Annotated in this window: 13 protein-coding genes and 1 tRNA gene; 9 read left to right on the top strand and 5 right to left on the bottom strand. The window is 57.6% G+C overall.

What is annotated here, in order from left to right; translation table 11 throughout:
* Positions 1-44 precede the first annotated feature (44 nt).
* From rlmN to der, 8 genes are all read left to right on the top strand, one after another.
* Positions 45-1157 (top strand): 23S rRNA (adenine(2503)-C(2))-methyltransferase RlmN, encoded by a 1113-nt coding sequence (gene rlmN / locus ACQUWM_RS04670; RefSeq protein ID WP_428921327.1) that lies wholly within the window; start codon positions 45-47, stop codon positions 1155-1157.
* Positions 1158-1249: 92 nt separating this feature from the next.
* Positions 1250-2008: a type IV pilus biogenesis/stability protein PilW gene (gene pilW / locus ACQUWM_RS04665; RefSeq protein WP_428921433.1), complete on the top strand. Its 759-nt coding sequence runs from the start codon at positions 1250-1252 to the stop codon at positions 2006-2008.
* Entirely contained in the window at positions 2001-3026 is a 1026-nt protein-coding gene (locus ACQUWM_RS04660) for a RodZ domain-containing protein (RefSeq protein ID WP_428921326.1), read from the top strand. The genes pilW and ACQUWM_RS04660 overlap by 8 nt, the downstream gene beginning before the upstream one ends.
* A gap of 34 nt (positions 3027-3060) precedes the next feature.
* Entirely contained in the window at positions 3061-4179 is a 1119-nt protein-coding gene (gene ispG / locus ACQUWM_RS04655) for a flavodoxin-dependent (E)-4-hydroxy-3-methylbut-2-enyl-diphosphate synthase (RefSeq protein WP_428921325.1), read from the top strand.
* 70 nt (positions 4180-4249) lie between these two features.
* Complete coding sequence (hisS, locus tag ACQUWM_RS04650; protein WP_428921432.1) at positions 4250-5503, top strand: histidine--tRNA ligase; 1254 nt, start codon at positions 4250-4252, stop codon at positions 5501-5503.
* 47 nt (positions 5504-5550) lie between these two features.
* Entirely contained in the window at positions 5551-6207 is a 657-nt protein-coding gene (locus ACQUWM_RS04645) for a YfgM family protein (RefSeq protein ID WP_407000756.1), read from the top strand.
* Positions 6207-7379, top strand: coding sequence for an outer membrane protein assembly factor BamB (bamB, locus tag ACQUWM_RS04640; RefSeq protein ID WP_428921324.1), 1173 nt, complete (start codon positions 6207-6209; stop codon positions 7377-7379). Before ACQUWM_RS04645 ends, bamB begins: the two co-directional genes overlap by 1 nt.
* Positions 7380-7434: 55 nt before the next feature.
* A complete protein-coding gene (gene der / locus ACQUWM_RS04635) occupies positions 7435-8856 on the top strand; it encodes a ribosome biogenesis GTPase Der (RefSeq protein ID WP_428921323.1) in 1422 nt (473 codons plus the stop codon).
* A 15-nt stretch (positions 8857-8871) separates the two neighbouring features.
* Here the strand turns inward: der and pta are convergent, their stop codons facing one another.
* Genes pta through ACQUWM_RS04620 form a run of 3 tightly spaced genes read right to left on the bottom strand, consistent with a single transcriptional unit; the run spans position 8872 to position 14690 of the window.
* The gene (gene pta / locus ACQUWM_RS04630) at positions 8872-11025 is read right to left on the bottom strand and encodes a phosphate acetyltransferase (RefSeq protein WP_428921322.1); all 2154 of its coding nucleotides are present in this window, start codon (positions 11023-11025) and stop codon (positions 8872-8874) included.
* A gap of 39 nt (positions 11026-11064) precedes the next feature.
* Positions 11065-12249: an acetate/propionate family kinase gene (locus ACQUWM_RS04625; RefSeq protein WP_428921321.1), complete on the bottom strand. Its 1185-nt coding sequence runs from the start codon at positions 12247-12249 to the stop codon at positions 11065-11067.
* A gap of 23 nt (positions 12250-12272) precedes the next feature.
* Complete coding sequence (locus ACQUWM_RS04620; protein WP_407000749.1) at positions 12273-14690, bottom strand: bifunctional diguanylate cyclase/phosphodiesterase; 2418 nt, start codon at positions 14688-14690, stop codon at positions 12273-12275.
* 139 nt (positions 14691-14829) lie between these two features.
* Here ACQUWM_RS04620 and ccoM point away from each other — a divergent pair, with 139 nt between their 5' ends.
* A complete protein-coding gene (ccoM, locus tag ACQUWM_RS04615; RefSeq protein ID WP_407000747.1) occupies positions 14830-15087 on the top strand; it encodes a cytochrome c oxidase subunit CcoM in 258 nt (85 codons plus the stop codon).
* 12 nt (positions 15088-15099) lie between these two features.
* Here the strand turns inward: ccoM and ACQUWM_RS04610 are convergent.
* Together ACQUWM_RS04610 and ACQUWM_RS04605 are read right to left on the bottom strand one after the other, a co-directional pair.
* Positions 15100-15175: transfer RNA gene (locus ACQUWM_RS04610), tRNA-Glu, on the bottom strand.
* A 94-nt stretch (positions 15176-15269) separates the two neighbouring features.
* Positions 15270-16172, bottom strand: a complete 903-nt coding sequence (locus tag ACQUWM_RS04605) for a TIGR01777 family oxidoreductase (protein WP_428921320.1) — start codon at positions 16170-16172, stop codon at positions 15270-15272.
* Between the last annotated feature and the right edge of the window lie 24 nt (positions 16173-16196).

The following is a 16196-nucleotide window of genomic DNA, read 5'->3' as shown; positions in this document are numbered from 1 at the left end:
GACGTTCTCCCGCTTCGGATTGGTTATTTGATCGAGGTTATGAAATGACAGCGGCCGCTGAGAAAACCAACCTGCTGGGGATGCCGAAAGCCAAGATGGAGGCTTTCTTTGAGACCCTGGGAGAGAAGCGTTTCCGCGCCACCCAGGTGTTGCAGTGGATTCACCAGCGTGGCGCTGATGACTTCGATCAAATGACCAATATGAGCAAGGTCCTGCGGGAAAAGCTCAAGGAAGTCGCCGAAATTCGCGGGCCTGAGGTGGTTTACGACGAAACCTCCAAAGACGGTACCCGCAAATGGGTCATGCGCATGGACAACGGCAACAGCGTTGAAACGGTGCTGATTCCCGATGGCGAGCGTGGCACTCTGTGCGTCTCTTCCCAGATTGGTTGCAGCCTGGACTGTACCTTTTGCTCGACTGGCAAGCGTGGCTTCAACCGCAATCTGACGGCTGCCGAAATCATCGGCCAGGTATGGGTGGCCCGGAAAGCCTTCATGCCATTCGAGCCGGGCCCGGATCGCCCCATCACCAACGTGGTGATGATGGGCATGGGGGAGCCTCTGCTGAACTTCGACAACGTTGTCGACGCCATGAACCTGATGATGGAAGACCTGGCTTACGGCATATCAAAGCGTCGGGTGACCGTCAGCACCTCCGGTGTGGTGCCTGCCATTGATCGTCTTGGCGAAGTTACAGATGTTTCACTGGCCATTTCGCTCCATGCCCCTAATGATGAGCTGCGTAACCAATTGGTGCCATTAAATAAAAAGTACCCGATCGCGGAATTACTGGCAGCGACAAAGCGGTATCTGGCCCGGTTACCGGACAAGCGCAAAGCCACCATCGAGTACACGGTGATCGAAGGAGTGAATGATCAGCCTGAGCACGCCCGTGAACTTGCGAAGATTCTTCGCGGTCTGCCCTGCAAGATCAACCTCATTCCTTTCAACCCGTTTCCGGAGAGTGACTTCCGTCGCCCGAAAATATCGGCGACCCGGCGCTTTCAGAACATCCTGAACGAGGCGGGCTATATCTCGACCGTGCGTACCACCCGGGGAGATGATATTGACGCTGCGTGCGGGCAGCTTGTGGGGCAGGTTGAAGACCGTACCAAGCGCAGTCAGCGGTACATTGCGGTTCAACAGGTCAATCCCTGAATCCTGCAGGCACTGAAACCTATTAATAACGTGAGGAATTGATAACCGTGGCATTTAGTCCAGTGAACCGTGTCCGAACCCTGTTGACCGTTATGCTGGTGATGTTTTTTGTCTCAGGTTGCGTCACCGTTTCCGACAGCCGCTTTGCCCGGGAAGAGGATCGCGATAAAGCGGTTCGCAACTATGTTCAGCTTGCCACGGCGTATATTGGCCAGGGCAATCTGGACCGTGCACGGAAACATCTCGAGCGGGCCCTCGAACTTTCTCCCGATAATGCCGGCGCACTGTCTGCGATGGGGTTGCTGCACAACACCGATGGTGAGCCCCGACTGGCTGAGGAATCCTTCCGCAAGGCGCTGTCCAGTGACAGCGACTACACCCGTGGGCGCGTTTACTATGGTGCGTTTCTGTATGGTGAGCGGCGTTTCGACGAAGCTCGGGACCAGTTCCTCGCTGCGTCAAAGGATACCAAGTACGATGATCGCGCCTCGGTATTCTTTAATCTGGGTATGAGTGAGGAGCGCCTGGATAACAACGAGGCTGCGATCAATGCTTACAACCGCTCCGTGGAGCTGTCCAGGGGCGATGCGAAATCCCTGCTGGCATTGTCTCGTACCCTGGTCAAGGACGGGAACTACCCGGCTGCGTCCCGTTATTACGACCGCCTGAGCAGGCTTATGCAGCAGAACCCCAGGTATCGGCATTCTCCGGAGAGTCTGATTACCGGTATCCGGATTGCCCGCCATTTTAATGAGCAGAACCGGGCATCCAGTCTTGCTCTTCAGTTGAAGAATAATTTTCCGGAGTCAGTCGAATACCAACAATACAAGGTGCTGATTTCTAATGAGTAATGAAGAAAGCGCTCAACAGCCTGTTGGTGAATCCGCAGGCAGCCTGCTAAGGCAGGGCAGGGAAAAGAAAGGGCTGAGTGTATCGGATGTTGCCGACGCGCAACATCTACGCCCCGCCGTTATCCAGGCCATAGAGGACGGCGATTACCAGCAGATTGACAGCGAATTGTTTCTCAAGGGCTACGTCAGGGCCTATGCGAAACAGGTCGGCCTTGAAGCGGACTCAGTGGTTGCCGTTCTTGACAGGGAACTGGAACCTCTGCGCCTGAAAAAGGCAGAAGCCCTGGAAGCCAATCCCCTGGTGGATATTGAGCGCCGCAGGCGGCAGAAGCGGCGATTTGCAAAGGTACTTATTCTTTTGGTGGCTGTTCTGGTGGCCGCCTATCTGGTACTGCGCTTTATTGATGATGGCACCAGCGAGACCGAAGCGCCCCCGGAGCAGGAACAGCAACAGGATTCGGAGCAGGACGCGGGTTCGCTTCAGGAACCTGAACCGGAACCCGCTGTCGATGACAGTGAAGCCCGGGTCAGGACGGAGGACGATGTGGCTGCAGAGGATACGGTGGCAACACCGGCGTCCACGGTCGGAGAAACCACCGACGAAGCATTCGTTACCGCCGATGAGCCAGAGGCCGCCGAGACGGAAATTCCGGTTGCGGGCCCCGCCGGGGGTGATTCAGGTGAGGACCTGGATGAATCCCGTATTCCTGTGGTCACCAGCACCACGGAGCCTGCATTGACCGAAAGTGCGCCGGCAGAGGATGCCTCTGATACGGGGCGTCTTCAGATTTCGTTTTCCAGCGATTGCTGGATTGAAGTGACCGATTCCGCCGGGGCAAGGCTGGTAAGCTCCCTTCAGCGGGAAGGTGATCGTGTCGACGTCACCGGTCAGATGCCACTGAATGTGGTCATCGGTGCAGTGGATGCAGTGGCTGACATCAGCTTTCAGGGCGAACCGGTGGATATGTCTGAATACCGGGTTGTGAACAACCGTGCCCAGTTCACCCTGGAAATCTGATCATTCTGAACACACTTATTTTGGTTAGCATGAGATGAAACAGGAATCTCCGATTAAAAGACGGCAATCCCGCCAGATCATGGTGGGTAATGTGCCGGTTGGCGGTGATGCTCCCATTGCGGTTCAGAGCATGACTAACACCAACACTTGTGACGTGGATGCCACCGTCGGGCAGATCCAGGCATTACAGGATGCCGGCGCGGATATTGTCCGGGTTTCCGTGCCCAGCATGGAGGCGGCTGAAGCGTTCGGTCAGATTCGCTCGCGGGTGTCCCTGCCGCTGGTGGCGGATATTCACTTTGATCACAAAATTGCCCTCCGGGTGGCCGAACTCGGGGTTGATTGCCTACGGATAAATCCCGGCAATATCGGTCGTGAGGACCGTGTGAGTGCGGTTATCAGTGCGGCAAAGGACCGGAATATCCCGATTCGTATCGGCGTCAATGCCGGTTCCCTGGAAAAGGAACTGCAGCGCAAGTACGGCGAACCGACGCCGGATGCGCTGGTGGAATCCGCCATGCGTCATATCGACATCCTGGACCGCCACGATTTTCAGGATTTCAAGGTAAGCCTCAAGGCATCCGAAGTGTTCATGACGGTGGCGGCGTATCGCAAGATCGCTTCCCAGATTGAGCAGCCATTGCACCTGGGTATTACGGAAGCCGGCGGCTTCCGCTCCGGCACGGTAAAATCATCCATCGGCCTGGGCATGCTGTTGATGGACGGCATTGGCGATACCATTCGTGTATCCCTGGCAGCGGATCCTGTTCAGGAAATCAAGGTGGGCTTTGATATTCTCAAAAGTCTGCGACTGCGCAGCCGTGGTATTAACTTCATTGCGTGCCCGAGCTGTTCCCGCCAGAATTTCGACGTCATCCAGACCATGAATGATCTGGAAGTGCGGCTGGAGGATGTGAACACTTCCATGGACGTGGCCATCATCGGTTGCATCGTGAATGGACCCGGTGAAGCAAAAGTGGCGGACATCGGATTGACGGGCGGCAGCCCCAAGAACCTGTTCTACATGGATGGCAAGCCAAACCAGAAGCTGGATAACTCGACCCTGACGGAAGACCTTGAGCGGCTGATCCGTGAAGAGGTGGCTCGTCGCAAGGAACAGGAAGACGCAATTATTGCCCGGTCCGGTGAGTAACCGGCGATCGCCCCATTAAATGATTCAGGATTAAGGGTTTAACTTGGCTAAGATTCAGGCAATTCGCGGGATGAACGATATCCTGCCGGATCAGACCCCCGTTTGGCAGTTTGTTGAAGGCAAGGTTCGTGAGGTTCTTTCCGGGTATGGCTACCAGGAAATCCGTATGCCCATCGTTGAGCAGACGGACCTTTTCAAACGCTCCATCGGAGAAGTGACCGACATCGTTGAAAAGGAAATGTACACCTTCGATGATCGCAATGGCGACAGCCTGACCCTTCGCCCCGAGGGCACGGCGGGTTGCGTGCGGGCGGCGGAAGAGCACGGCCTGCTGTTCAACCAGACCCGCCGGCTCTGGTACACCGGTCCGATGTTTCGCCATGAGCGCCCCCAGAAAGGCCGTTACCGCCAGTTCCACCAGATTGGCGTGGAATGCTTCGGCATGAGCGGGCCGGATATTGATGCCGAGCTGCTGATACTGACGGCGCGTCTGTGGAAGGAGCTGGGACTGGATGCCCACACCCGCCTGGAGATCAATTCCATTGGTACCTCCGAAGCCCGCCGGGCGTATCGTGAGGCACTGGTTGGCTATCTCTCGGGATACCATGACCGGCTCGATGCTGACAGCCAGCGTCGTCTTGAAAGCAATCCGTTGCGGATTCTGGACAGTAAGAGCCAGGAGACCCAACAGATCCTGCAGGATGCCCCGAAGCTTGATGACTATCTCGATGAGGATTCCCTGGAGCACTTCCGTCGCCTGCGTGAACTGCTTGACGCCGCGGGCATCGATTACACCGTAAACCCGCGCCTGGTTCGTGGCCTGGATTACTACGGCAAGACGGTCTTCGAATGGATTACCGATAGCCTGGGCGCCCAGGGTACGGTGTGTGCCGGTGGCCGCTACGATGGCCTGGTTGAGCAACTGGGTGGCAAGCCAACGGTTGCCGTCGGTTTTGCGATGGGGCTGGAGCGTCTGATCCTGCTGCTGGAAACCCTGGAGCTGATCCCGGATTACGTGAATGCCAATGCCGATGTCTATGTGACCGCGATGGGGGATCAGGCTGTCCCCGCAGCGCTGGGGTTGTCTGAAACCCTGAGGGCGGCTCTGCCCGGCAGGGTTGTCGTGACCCACTGCGGCGGCGGCAGCTTCAAAAGCCAGATGAAGAAAGCCGACCGTAGCGGCGCACGTTACGCGGTTATTCTCGGTGACAATGAAATTGAAAGCGGTACCGTTGGCCTGAAGCCTCTTCGCTCCGATGAGGAGCAACAGACGCTGGGGCAAAGCGAACTTGCCGATACACTGGATAAATTGCTGGGTGCCTGATTGGCACACCCGGACAAACTGATAAAAAGCTGACTACAGGAGTCATCATGGCCGAAATGCGTACCGAGGAAGAACAGGTTCAGGCGATCAAGGACTGGTGGAAGAAGAACGGCAGTTCGCTTCTGATCGGTATCGGTGCAGCGCTGGCGATCGTATTCGGCTGGCAGACCTGGCAGAACCATCAGATGCAGCAGCGAACCGAAGCAGCTAACCAGTTTGCCAACCTGCTGAATGCATACAGCGACCAGTCTGATGAGCAAAGTGATGAAACGGTAGCCTTTGTTGCCAATAACCTTCAGGAAGAGTTTTCCGACAGTGCCTACGCTATTTACGGCATGCTCATTCTCGCTCGTCAGCAGTTGATGGACGAAGGGGATGTCGCCGCTGCGATTGAGTCCCTGGAATGGGCCAAGGGGCAGGTGGAAGAAGACAGCGCGCTGTCATTCGTTATTCGCAACCGTCTGGCGCGGGCTCAGTTTTCAGCAGAGCAGTATGACGAAGCGTTGAGCACACTCGACGGCGCCGGCGACAACGAGACCTTTGCCGCGATTTTTTCCGAGCTCCGTGGCGATATCCTGCTGGCCCAGGGCGACCGTGAAGGTGCCCGTGAAGCCTACCTGGCGGCCAGGGAGCAATCCCGGCAGGGCCGCAGTGGCATTCTGGAACTGAAGCTGTCGGATCTTGGCGTACAGGAGGGTGCCTGATGCCCTGGTTGTCTGACGGGCCATCATTCGTTCGTTTTAGCGCTATTGCTCTGATAGCGGCACTGTTTGTCGGGTGCAGCACCAAAGAGCCTTTTGAGGAACCCGCGCCGGTGCCCGACATTGAAGGCACTGTGGAGTTGGACCGTGTGTGGACCATGCAGGTGGGTGATGGTCATGATGACCAGTTCCTTTACCTGACGCCGCTGAATACCGGTGATCTTCTGTACGCCGCCTCTGCGGATGGCGAGATGTACGCCGTTGAGGCCGAAAACGGCAAGGTTGCCTGGTACAAGGATCTGGAAGAACAGATCTTTGCCGGCGTTGGTGGTGACCGCGAACAGCTTTACCTGGTGACCCGCGATGCCAGTCTGATGGCTCTCTCCCGGGAAGACGGGGAGGTACTCTGGGAATCCGCGCTTCCGAATGAGATCCTGGCCACGCCACAATCCAATGGTAATATCGTGGTTGTGCAGACCACGGATGGCAAGGTGCTGGCGTTTGATGCCTCTTCCGGGGAGAAGCGCTGGCAGTACGACAGCGTGGTTCCGGTATTGTCCATGCGGGCGGCCGCTCCGCCGCTTGTGGGGGGAGAACTGGTGCTGGCCGGCTTTGCCAATGGCAAACTGATGGCGCTGTCTGCGGATAACGGGCAGCCAACCTGGCAATACGAGGTTGGCCAACCCCAGGGCCGTACCGAACTGGAGCGCCTGGTGGATGTAACCAGCCAACCGCTGATCCTGGAAAATGCTGCTCTGGTTGTTGGCTATCAGGGTAAACTGGCGCTGGTGAACCTGCGCAACGGTGACGAAATCTGGAGTCGGGAGGCATCAAGCCTGCATTCCCCCATGGTCGGTGCCGGCAATATCTACGTGTCTTCGGCAAACGGGGATATCATTGCCTATCGAGGGTCAGACCGTCGCGAACTGTGGACCCAGGACCGGTTGTCCTGGCGCCAGACCACGCAGCCGGTTGTGTACGACGATTACCTGCTTGTTGGCGACTTTGAGGGGTACATCCATATGATGTCCCTGGAAGACGGTTCCCTGCAGGGCCAGCTGGAATTCGACAGTGACGGACTGCGTGTACCGGCACAACGGCTTCGTAACGGTAACCTGCTGGTGTTTGGAAACAGCGGCAAGATGACCGTTTTTGAACTCAAGGAACGTGATTAAGCGCGTCCTTCCCCGGGCCTATAAGGGCCCGGTCAATCTTTTGTAGCGAAACTATATGATCCCTGTAATTGCCCTTGTCGGCCGCCCCAACGTCGGAAAATCGACTCTATTCAACCAGATGACGCGGTCTCGGGATGCACTGGTTGCGGATTTCCCCGGGCTGACCCGTGATCGGAAATACGGTGAGGGCACTTATGAAGACCAGCGCTTCATCGTTATCGATACGGGTGGTCTGACGGGTGATGAGGAAGGCCTTGATGCGGAAATGGCGCGTCAGTCCCTTCAGGCGGTCGAAGAGGCGGACATTGTACTGTTCCTGGTGGATGGTCGTTCCGGCCTGACCAGTGGCGATGAACTGATTGCCAATCAGCTCCGAAAGTCCGGGAAACAGGCTCATCTGGTCGTCAATAAAACCGACGGTCAGGATCCGGACATCGCCGCCGCTGATTTCTACAGTCTCGGGTTCGAGTCCACGTTTCTGATCGCCGCGTCCCACAATCGTGGTATTCGATCCTTACTGGAATGCCTGCTTCCGTCGGAAGATGAGCGCGAAGAGCAGGATCGTGCCGAGCGTTATCCCGGCATTCGTATTGGTGTGGTCGGTCGTCCGAACGTAGGGAAGTCGACCCTGGTCAACCGCATGCTGGGGGAGGACCGTGTCGTGGTGTTCGACATGCCGGGCACCACGCGGGACAGTGTCTATGTACCCTATGAGCGTCAGGGCAGTCAGTACACGCTGATCGACACGGCGGGGGTTCGCCGTCGTAAGAATGTCCGTGAAGTGGTCGAGAAGTTTTCCATCATCAAGACCCTGCAGGCCATTGATGACGCCCATGTGGTGATTCTGGTGATTGATGCCCGGGAAGGTCTGGTGGATCAGGACCTTCATCTGATCGGCTTTGTGCTGGATGCGGGGCGATCACTGGTGATCGCAGTCAACAAATGGGATGGCATGGACCCGGAAGAGCGCGCACGCGTGAAGGAACAGGTTCGTCGCCGTCTGGATTTCCTGGATTACGCGGATAAGCATTATATCTCGGCGCTGCACGGTTCCGGTGTTGGTGTGATGTACGAGTCCGTGCAGGCCTGCTACGAATCGGCGATGGCCAAGTGGCCCACCAACCGGCTTACCGCCATCCTTCAGGATGCCGTTGCACAGCATCAGCCGCCGATGGTGCAGGGCCGGCGCATCAAATTGCGATACGCACACCAGGGCGGCTCAAACCCGCCGGTCATCGTGGTACACGGTAACCAGACGGATGCGCTTCCTGGCTCCTACAAGCGGTACCTGGAAAATACCTTCCGCAAGGTTCTGAATGTAACCGGCTCTCCGATCCGCTTTGAGTTCCGCTCCAGTGAGAACCCGTTCGCCGGCAAGGTCGATCGGCTGACGCCGCGCCAGCGGGTCAAGAAAGATAATGACCTCAAGGCTGGCCGGCGTCCGAAGAAACAGCGGATGAAGAGCAAGAAGCGATAAACACTTGCGGGGCGGTCAGACCAGCCCCGCGTTTTCGACTTGCTTCGCCTGAACCGCGGTGATGGCGATGGTAAAGACGATATCCTCCACCAGCGCGCCCCGCGACAGGTCGTTGACCGGCTTTCTCAGACCCTGGAGCATGGGTCCGATACTCACCACGTTTGCACTGCGCTGCACCGCCTTGTAGGTGGTATTGCCAGTATTGAGATCCGGAAAGATAAAGACCGTGGCACGTCCTGCCACTTCGCTGTCCGGCGCCTTGCTTTTACCCACGCTTTCAATGGCGGCGGCATCATATTGCAGAGGGCCGTCGATCAGCAGGTCCGGGCGACGTTCCCGGGCGATACGCGTGGCTTCCCGCACCTTCTCCACATCCTGACCGCTGCCGGACTCGCCGGTGCTGTAACTGATCATCGCTACTACCGGCTCTATGCCGAACGCTTCCGCCGACTGGGCGCTCTGGATGGCGATATCCGCAAGTTCCTCGGCGTTCGGATCGGGGTTGATGGCACAGTCTCCGTAGACCACCACCTGCTGGGGCAGCAGCATGAAGAAGACGGACGACACGACCTTGGCTGCGTCGTGGGTCTTGATCAGCTGAAGGGCAGGGCGCACGGTGTTGGCGGTGGTATGAACCGCGCCTGACACCAGTCCGTCGGCTTCGTCCATGGCCACCATCATGGTGCCGAGCACCACGTTGTCTTCCAGCATGGCTTCGGCCATATCGGGCGCCAGGCCCTTGTGTTTCCGCAGGCTTACCATGGGTTGAATGTAGTCGCCCCGCACTTTGGCGGGATCGATGATCTCCATGTCGTCCGGCAGGTCCAGCCCCTGGGATTTCGCGACGTTCCCGATTTCGGCAGGGTCGCCAATCAGGGCGCAGTGCGCCAGGCCCCGCTGGTGACAGATGATGGCAGCCTGGACCGTACGGGGTTCATTGCCTTCCGGCAGGACAATGCGTTTTGCCGCGGCTCTTGCTCGCTCGGACAGCAGGTAGCGGAAGGCCGGCGGTGAGAGTCGGCTTTGGCGCTGGACTTTCAGGTGTTGCTGAAGCCAGTCGGTATCCACCTGGGTCGCGACGGCTTCCATGGCGTTTTCGACCCGCTCGGGGTCGTCAATCGGAATGGCTCCCGACAGGTTGGCCAGGCGATGGGCGGTTTCATAGGTGTTGGTTTCTGCGCGCAGTACTGGCAGCCCCGTGTCCAGCGCTCTCCGGCACAGGTCGACCACCCGCTCGTCGGGCATCAGGTCACCGGTCAGCATCAGGCCGGCCAGGGGAACACCGTTAAGCGCCGCCACCGCTGTGGCTACAATGATGTCCTCCCGGTCCCCGGGGGTGACCATCAGGGTGCCGGGCCTCAGGGTGTCCACCATGTTTCTGATGGTGCGTGCACAAACCGAGACCTTCTGAACCCTGCGAGCGTGCATGTGACCCTCGTGCAGCACGGTTACCTGCATTTCCCTGGCGATATCCGACACCCGAACGGCCAGCAGTTCCGGTTGCCAGGGTATACTTGCCAGCAGCCGGAAACGGCCCTCTGCGAATACCTTGCAGTCGGTCTGGAAATTGATGTGGGCATTGGATGTCGCGGAGTTGACCCGTGGCGTAAACTCCGACTTTTCGGGTTCGCCCACCTTGTTCAGTACGATGCCAATCACGTCGGGATCGGAAGGGCTGGCAAACAACCGTGATGAGAAATCCAGCTCTTCGTCCAGTTCTTTGGCCGTGGCATTCTTCGGTGTGCTGACCAGTACGACTTCCGATCCGAGGTTTCGCGCCAACTCCACGTTGAGGCGGGCGATGTAGGCTTCGCTGCGGTCCGGCACCAGGCCTTCAATGATGACCACATCAACGGTTTTCGCCACTTTCTGGTACTCGCCAACGATGGTTTCCATCAGCAGGTCGGATTTGCCCTTGTTCAGCAATTGCTGCGCTTCCTTCAGGCTCATCGGGGGCGGTGGCTCGAGTGCGCTGCGGGCGCGAACGAAGGCGACGGAGGCGTCCTTGCCATCATTATGCTGGGATTCGCCCTGGTGAACCGACTGGCTGAAAGGCTTGTAGAATCCGACACTGACTCCGACCCGCTCCAGAGCCCTGAGCAGCCCCAGGCAGACGGACGTCAGGCCGGAATCCATAGACGTTGGTGCGATAAACAGGTTTTTGGCCATAGAAGTATCCTTACAGGTGTTGCATGTTCAGCTTTGGCGTTAAGGGTGACTGGCGTCCAGGGCTTCCCGGGCAATGACCAGCTCTTCGTTGGTGGGGATGACCATCACCCGGAATCGACTGTCGGCCTGGTCAATTCGGCCGCCGGTATGCTTTCCGTGCTGCCGGTTGGATGACGGGTCAAGGGAGAAGCCAGTCAACCGGAGGTGACCGAGGGTCTTTTCCCGGACAAGCGCGCTGTTTTCGCCAATGCCGCCAGTGAACACCAGGGCATCAAGCTGAGTCAGGGATGCCATCATGGCGCCGATATAGCGGGCCAGACGGAAACAGAATACCTCAATGGCCAGGGCTGAAGGCTCGTGACCGTCTTCGGCCTGCTCGCTGAGGGATCTCATGTCGTTGGTTTTCCCGGACAGTCCGAGCAACCCGCTGTCGTTGTTGAGAATCCGGTGTACTTCTTCCGCGTTGATTCCCTTGCCCTTGAGGAAATCGAACAGCCCGGGATCAATATCGCCGCTGCGGGTGCCCATCACCAGGCCTTCCAGGGGCGTAAGGCCCATGCTGGTATCCACGCTGACCCCGTCACGGATGGCCGTTATGCTGCAGCCGTTGCCGAGGTGGGCGGAGATGACAGATATCTGGTCAGGAGCCTTCTCCAGCAGGCGGGCCGTCTCGTTCGCCATGAACTGGTGGCTGGTGCCATGGAAGCCGTAGCGGCGAACGCCCCAATCCTGGTAAAACCGATAGGGTAACGCATAGAGATAGGCGTGCTTCGGTAGCGTCTGATGGAAGGCAGTGTCAAAGACCGCTACCTGAGGTACCTCCGGGAACAGATCCCTGGTCGCTTCTATGCCGGTGAGATTGACCGGATTGTGCAGCGGTGCGAGGCTGGCGCAGTCCTCAATGGCCTGAAGGACATCGTCGGTTATCAGCGCCGCCTGGCGAAAGGTTTCTCCCCCGTGGACCACCCGATGGCCAATGGCCACCGGCGCGGCGGTGAGCAGGCCCTGATCTCTGAATGCCGTTACCACCGCACGTAGGGCGTCACGGTGGTTGCAGCCGCTTTGTAGCGGGATGTCCATTGACGGCGAAGGCATGCTGGCGAAAGCATCTTCTTTCCCGAGCCTCTCGGCGAGCGCGGAGGCGAGCTTGTTGAAGCTGGTGTCAAACAGGGCCGCTTTCAGGGACGAGCTGCCACAATTGATAACGAGTAGGGTGTCTTCCATGGATGAATCCGTTCAGTTGAATGTCAGGGCTGGACACGATGATTGGTACGTAACCACTTTTCAAATTCTTCCTCTGGCATCGGCCGGCTGTAGAAGTACCCCTGGGAGTAGTCGCATCCTTCCTGTTGCAGGAAGTGGGTCTGTGCTTCGTCTTCAACGCCTTCGGCAATGACTGTCAGGCCCAGGCTGTGGGCCATGTTGATAATGGCTTTGACCAGCGAGGCGTCGTCCTGTTCGGTCATGACATCCTGAACGAACGACTTGTCGATTTTAAGGGTATCGAACGGGTAACTCTTCAGGTAACTCAACGCCGAATAGCCGGTGCCAAAATCGTCCACGGAAAGCCGTATGCCTGCGGTGTCGAGCTGTCTCAGGATATCCGCGGTTTCGATGGTGTTATCGAGAATCAGTCGCTCGGTGATTTCAAGTTCCAGTGTACTGGCTTCCAGGCCGCTGGTCTCCAACGCCTTCATGACGGCGGCGGTGAAGCCCTGGTCCCGGAACTGGCGGGGGGACACGTTCACCGAGACACCCACTTTGGTGCCAGTGATTTCACGCCATTTCATTGCCTGTTGGCAAGCCTCCTGAAGCACCCACTCACCGATGGGGGTGATCAAGCCAGTCTCTTCCGCCAGGGGGATGAAGCGGTCCGGCATGACCATGCCCATACTGGGATTGTTCCAGCGAATCAGCGCCTCGGCGGAGCACAGTGCGCCGGTGTCGGTACGGACAATAGGCTGGAAATAGAGTTCGAATTCGTTCTGCTCCAGCGCCCGGCGCATTCTCGATTCCATTTGCAGCCGTTCATGGGAGACTTCCTTCATTTCCGGTGCAAAGTGGGCATAGGAGCTCTTGCCCATGTGTTTGGCCTGGTACATGGCGGCATCGGCATGCTGCAGCAGGGTTCCGCTGTTGTCGGAGTCGGTCGGGAAGATGGCGATGCCGATGCTGGTGGTGACGAACACTTCCTGATTGTTGAGCAAGTACGGCGGCTTGAAAGTTTTCAGGATTCGTTCGGCGACCTGGGAGGTTGCCTTGGCGCCGGTTAGCCCCGGCAGGATCACCAGGAACTCATCACCACCAAGGCGTGCAACGGTGCTGGTGCCACGAAGACAGCTTGATACCCTGCGTGCTGCTTCGATCAGCAGGTTATCACCGGCATCGTGCCCCAGGGTGTCATTGATGTGCTTGAAGTTGTCCAGGTCGAGGAACATCACGCCGACCAGGGAGTTTTCCCGCCTGGCTTGTGCCAGGGCGAGTTTCAGGCGATCCAGCGCCAGCATCCGGTTTGGCAGTCCGGTGAGAATGTCATAGTTGGCCTGCCGGAGCAGTTGTTGCTCGTACCGTTTGCGAATGCTGATATCTTCGCCGAGGATCAGGTAACCGGTTGCCTGGCCGTCGGAATTCTTGATGGGGGTGACAATCAATTGCTCCCAGAATCGCTCCCCGTTACGGCGTACGCTGTTGACCTCGCCCTGCCAGACGCCCACCCGCTGGACTTGCAGGCGAATGGATTGCCACAGGTGCTTGGTTTCACGGTGCTCCATGGCGTTTTCGGACAGTGCGCCCGGGTGTTTGCCAATAATCGCGTTGGCGCTGTAGCCGGTTAGTTGGGTGAACTTCTGGTTGGCGAATTCTATCCGCCATTGGCGGTCGCAGATCAGGACCGAAGACGGGCTCTGTTCAATGGCTTTGGAAAATTTCCGAATTTCCGCCGCATCCCGTTCCTGGCGGGCGACATCGTCATTCAGCCGGTCCCGCATCTGGTTGATGGCATCGGTGACCTGGGCCAGCTCATCCTGTCGGTTCAATGGGGAGTCTGGTCGGTCCAGCTTCAGCGGTTTGGCCAGGTTGGTCAGGGAGATCTGCCGGGCATAGTTGGCCATGGTGGATAAGTGGCGGGCCACGAAGTGCTGAAAAATCAAAATGATCAGAATGGATACCAGGAATGTCTTGAAAAACTCGGTGACCAGGATCATGCCCGCTTTTCGCTTCATTTCCTCGTAAACCCGGTCCAGGTCTGCCGTAACGGTCAGTTCGCCGAGCTTGAATATCTCGTCGCCATGGTGAATGAGATCGAAGCTGTGGGATTTGGTCTGTGCGTCACGGGCGACCTGGCCCATCACCAGTTCCGAGTCGGGCTCGATGCGAAGCCGCAGGTGCGCGATGTCGGGAAGGCTGAGTATTCCTTCCATCTGGGTCTGGAGTAGCTTCTGGTCCAGTGCCCACAGGCTTCGGGCAAGGCTGGAGGCGTAACCGGTTTCCACCACACGCATGCGGTTGTCAATCTGGCGAAGGTCTTTGTGGTAATCGGAATAAAGCTGTATGGCGGATGCGATAAGGGTGAAAACGGAACTGAACAGCAGTATCCAGGCAAGTAACCGGAAAGACAGGGGAGATCCCGTTCGGAAGCGTCGCACACGCGTCGACAGTTTTTGCATGTCGTTACTTCAGCCACCCTGACCAGTTATTCGTGAAATGGACAGTTCGTTACCTTCAGGACTATAGCAGCAGTTTCTTTCAAGTGCTTCGCAAATAAAGAAAAAACGGAAGAATTGTGGTTGGGTTCCGGCTTTCGGAATGAATAAAGGGAGTTCGCTGTTTGATGCAGGTCAATACCGCTGCCGGGCGTTCGGCGTAATCTGGGACTGGTTAAATGAAATCGCCGATGGAGGTCGGATTATGTATGTGGACGCGGTAGTGATGGCTGGAATTGTGACCGTCTTTCTGATGGTGCTGTTTTTTGTCGGTGTTGGGATCTTCGTGATGAAGGATTCCAGGGACCATAAGGAAAGGAGGCACGGGGAAGAATCTCACCAGCCTGGGAAGGTGGTGTAGTGTCAGAAAAAATGGCGTCCCCTAGGGGGTTCGAACCCCTGTTGCCGCCGTGAAAGGGCGGAGTCCTAGGCCACTAGACGAAGGGGACGCATCGTTCTTACTGACTTGCCTCGTCGAGGTGGCGCGTATATTAAGTAAGGCTTTATTCGCTGTCAAACAGTTTTTTGAAAAAAATTCGATTGTTAGCGAACGCAGCTTTCCAGTGCCGATGTCAGGTCTGGGTAGGTAAACCGGAAATCCTGCTGTAACAGGCGTTGCGGAACGGCCTGCTGGCCTGTCAGTAAAAGTCGTGACATTTCGCCGAGTGCGACCTTTAACACTGGCGCCGGCGCCGGAAAGATCGCGGGCCTGTTGAGAACGCTGGCCAGGCAGCGGGTGAACTCACGGTTAGTGACCGGGTTTGGACTGACCACATTGTAGGGGCCAGTGGCATTCTCGGATTCCAGCATGAAGATCAGCGCTGAAACGACATCGTCGCGGTGAACCCAGGGCATGTACTGGTTGCCACTGCCCAGGCGTCCGCCAAGGCCAAGGCGGAAGGGTAACAGCATGCGCTGGAGGAACCCGCCATCCGGGCCGGCGACAACGCCGGTTCGTGACAGGCACACCCGAATCCCATCACTCTTGAGCTGGTTTGCTTCCGCTTCCCAGTCCCTGCAGAGTCGATGGGTGAATTCGTCGTTGGGGGCTGTGTCTTCAGTGACCCGGGCGGAGTCCTGATTACCGTAGAACCCAACTGCAGATCCCGATACCAGCACCTTTGGCCGGGCACTCCAGGTTCTGATCACCGACACCAGTTGGCGGGTGAGGGCAATACGGCTGTCCCTGAGCTGCTGTTTGCGCTGGTTGTTCCAGCGTTTGTCGGCAATGCCTTCCCCGGCGAGATTAATCACGCCGTCGAATCCCGGGTGGTCCACCAGCAGGTCAAGATCCGACACCGCCTCGACCCGGCCACAGGCTGCAAGGACGTCCGCTTCACTCTGGCGGCTGAGCACTGTCAGGCTGTAGCCTTTGGCAATCAGTTTCGGGCATAGCACCTGGCCGATGAATCCGGTGCCTCCGGTTATTAGAATCCGATGGTTCATTTGAACGTCCCCTCTGGCCAGTCC

Source organism: Marinobacter sp. DUT-3, assembly GCF_050379435.1.
In the GTDB taxonomy this organism is placed as follows: domain Bacteria; phylum Pseudomonadota; class Gammaproteobacteria; order Pseudomonadales; family Oleiphilaceae; genus Marinobacter.
The sequence above is the reverse complement of the archived record's forward strand: the minus strand, read 5'-3'. Positions and strand labels throughout refer to the sequence as shown.

Bases quoted from the DNA above. Each gene is read 5' to 3' on its own strand.
- rlmN (WP_428921327.1), top strand. From the start codon at position 45: ATGACAGCGGCCGCTGAGAAAACCAACCTGCTGGGGATGCCGAAAGCC.
- pilW (WP_428921433.1), top strand. From the start codon at position 1,250: ATGCTGGTGATGTTTTTTGTCTCAGGTTGCGTCACCGTTTCCGACAGC.
- ACQUWM_RS04660 (WP_428921326.1), top strand. From the start codon at position 2,001: ATGAGTAATGAAGAAAGCGCTCAACAGCCTGTTGGTGAATCCGCAGGC.
- ispG (WP_428921325.1), top strand. From the start codon at position 3,061: ATGAAACAGGAATCTCCGATTAAAAGACGGCAATCCCGCCAGATCATG.
- hisS (WP_428921432.1), top strand. From the start codon at position 4,250: ATGAACGATATCCTGCCGGATCAGACCCCCGTTTGGCAGTTTGTTGAA.
- ACQUWM_RS04645 (WP_407000756.1), top strand. From the start codon at position 5,551: ATGGCCGAAATGCGTACCGAGGAAGAACAGGTTCAGGCGATCAAGGAC.
- bamB (WP_428921324.1), top strand. From the start codon at position 6,207: ATGCCCTGGTTGTCTGACGGGCCATCATTCGTTCGTTTTAGCGCTATT.
- der (WP_428921323.1), top strand. From the start codon at position 7,435: ATGATCCCTGTAATTGCCCTTGTCGGCCGCCCCAACGTCGGAAAATCG.
- pta (WP_428921322.1), bottom strand. From the start codon at position 11,025: ATGGCCAAAAACCTGTTTATCGCACCAACGTCTATGGATTCCGGCCTG.
- ACQUWM_RS04625 (WP_428921321.1), bottom strand. From the start codon at position 12,249: ATGGAAGACACCCTACTCGTTATCAATTGTGGCAGCTCGTCCCTGAAA.
- ACQUWM_RS04620 (WP_407000749.1), bottom strand. From the start codon at position 14,690: ATGCAAAAACTGTCGACGCGTGTGCGACGCTTCCGAACGGGATCTCCC.
- ccoM (WP_407000747.1), top strand. From the start codon at position 14,830: ATGAATAAAGGGAGTTCGCTGTTTGATGCAGGTCAATACCGCTGCCGG.
- ACQUWM_RS04605 (WP_428921320.1), bottom strand. From the start codon at position 16,172: ATGAACCATCGGATTCTAATAACCGGAGGCACCGGATTCATCGGCCAG.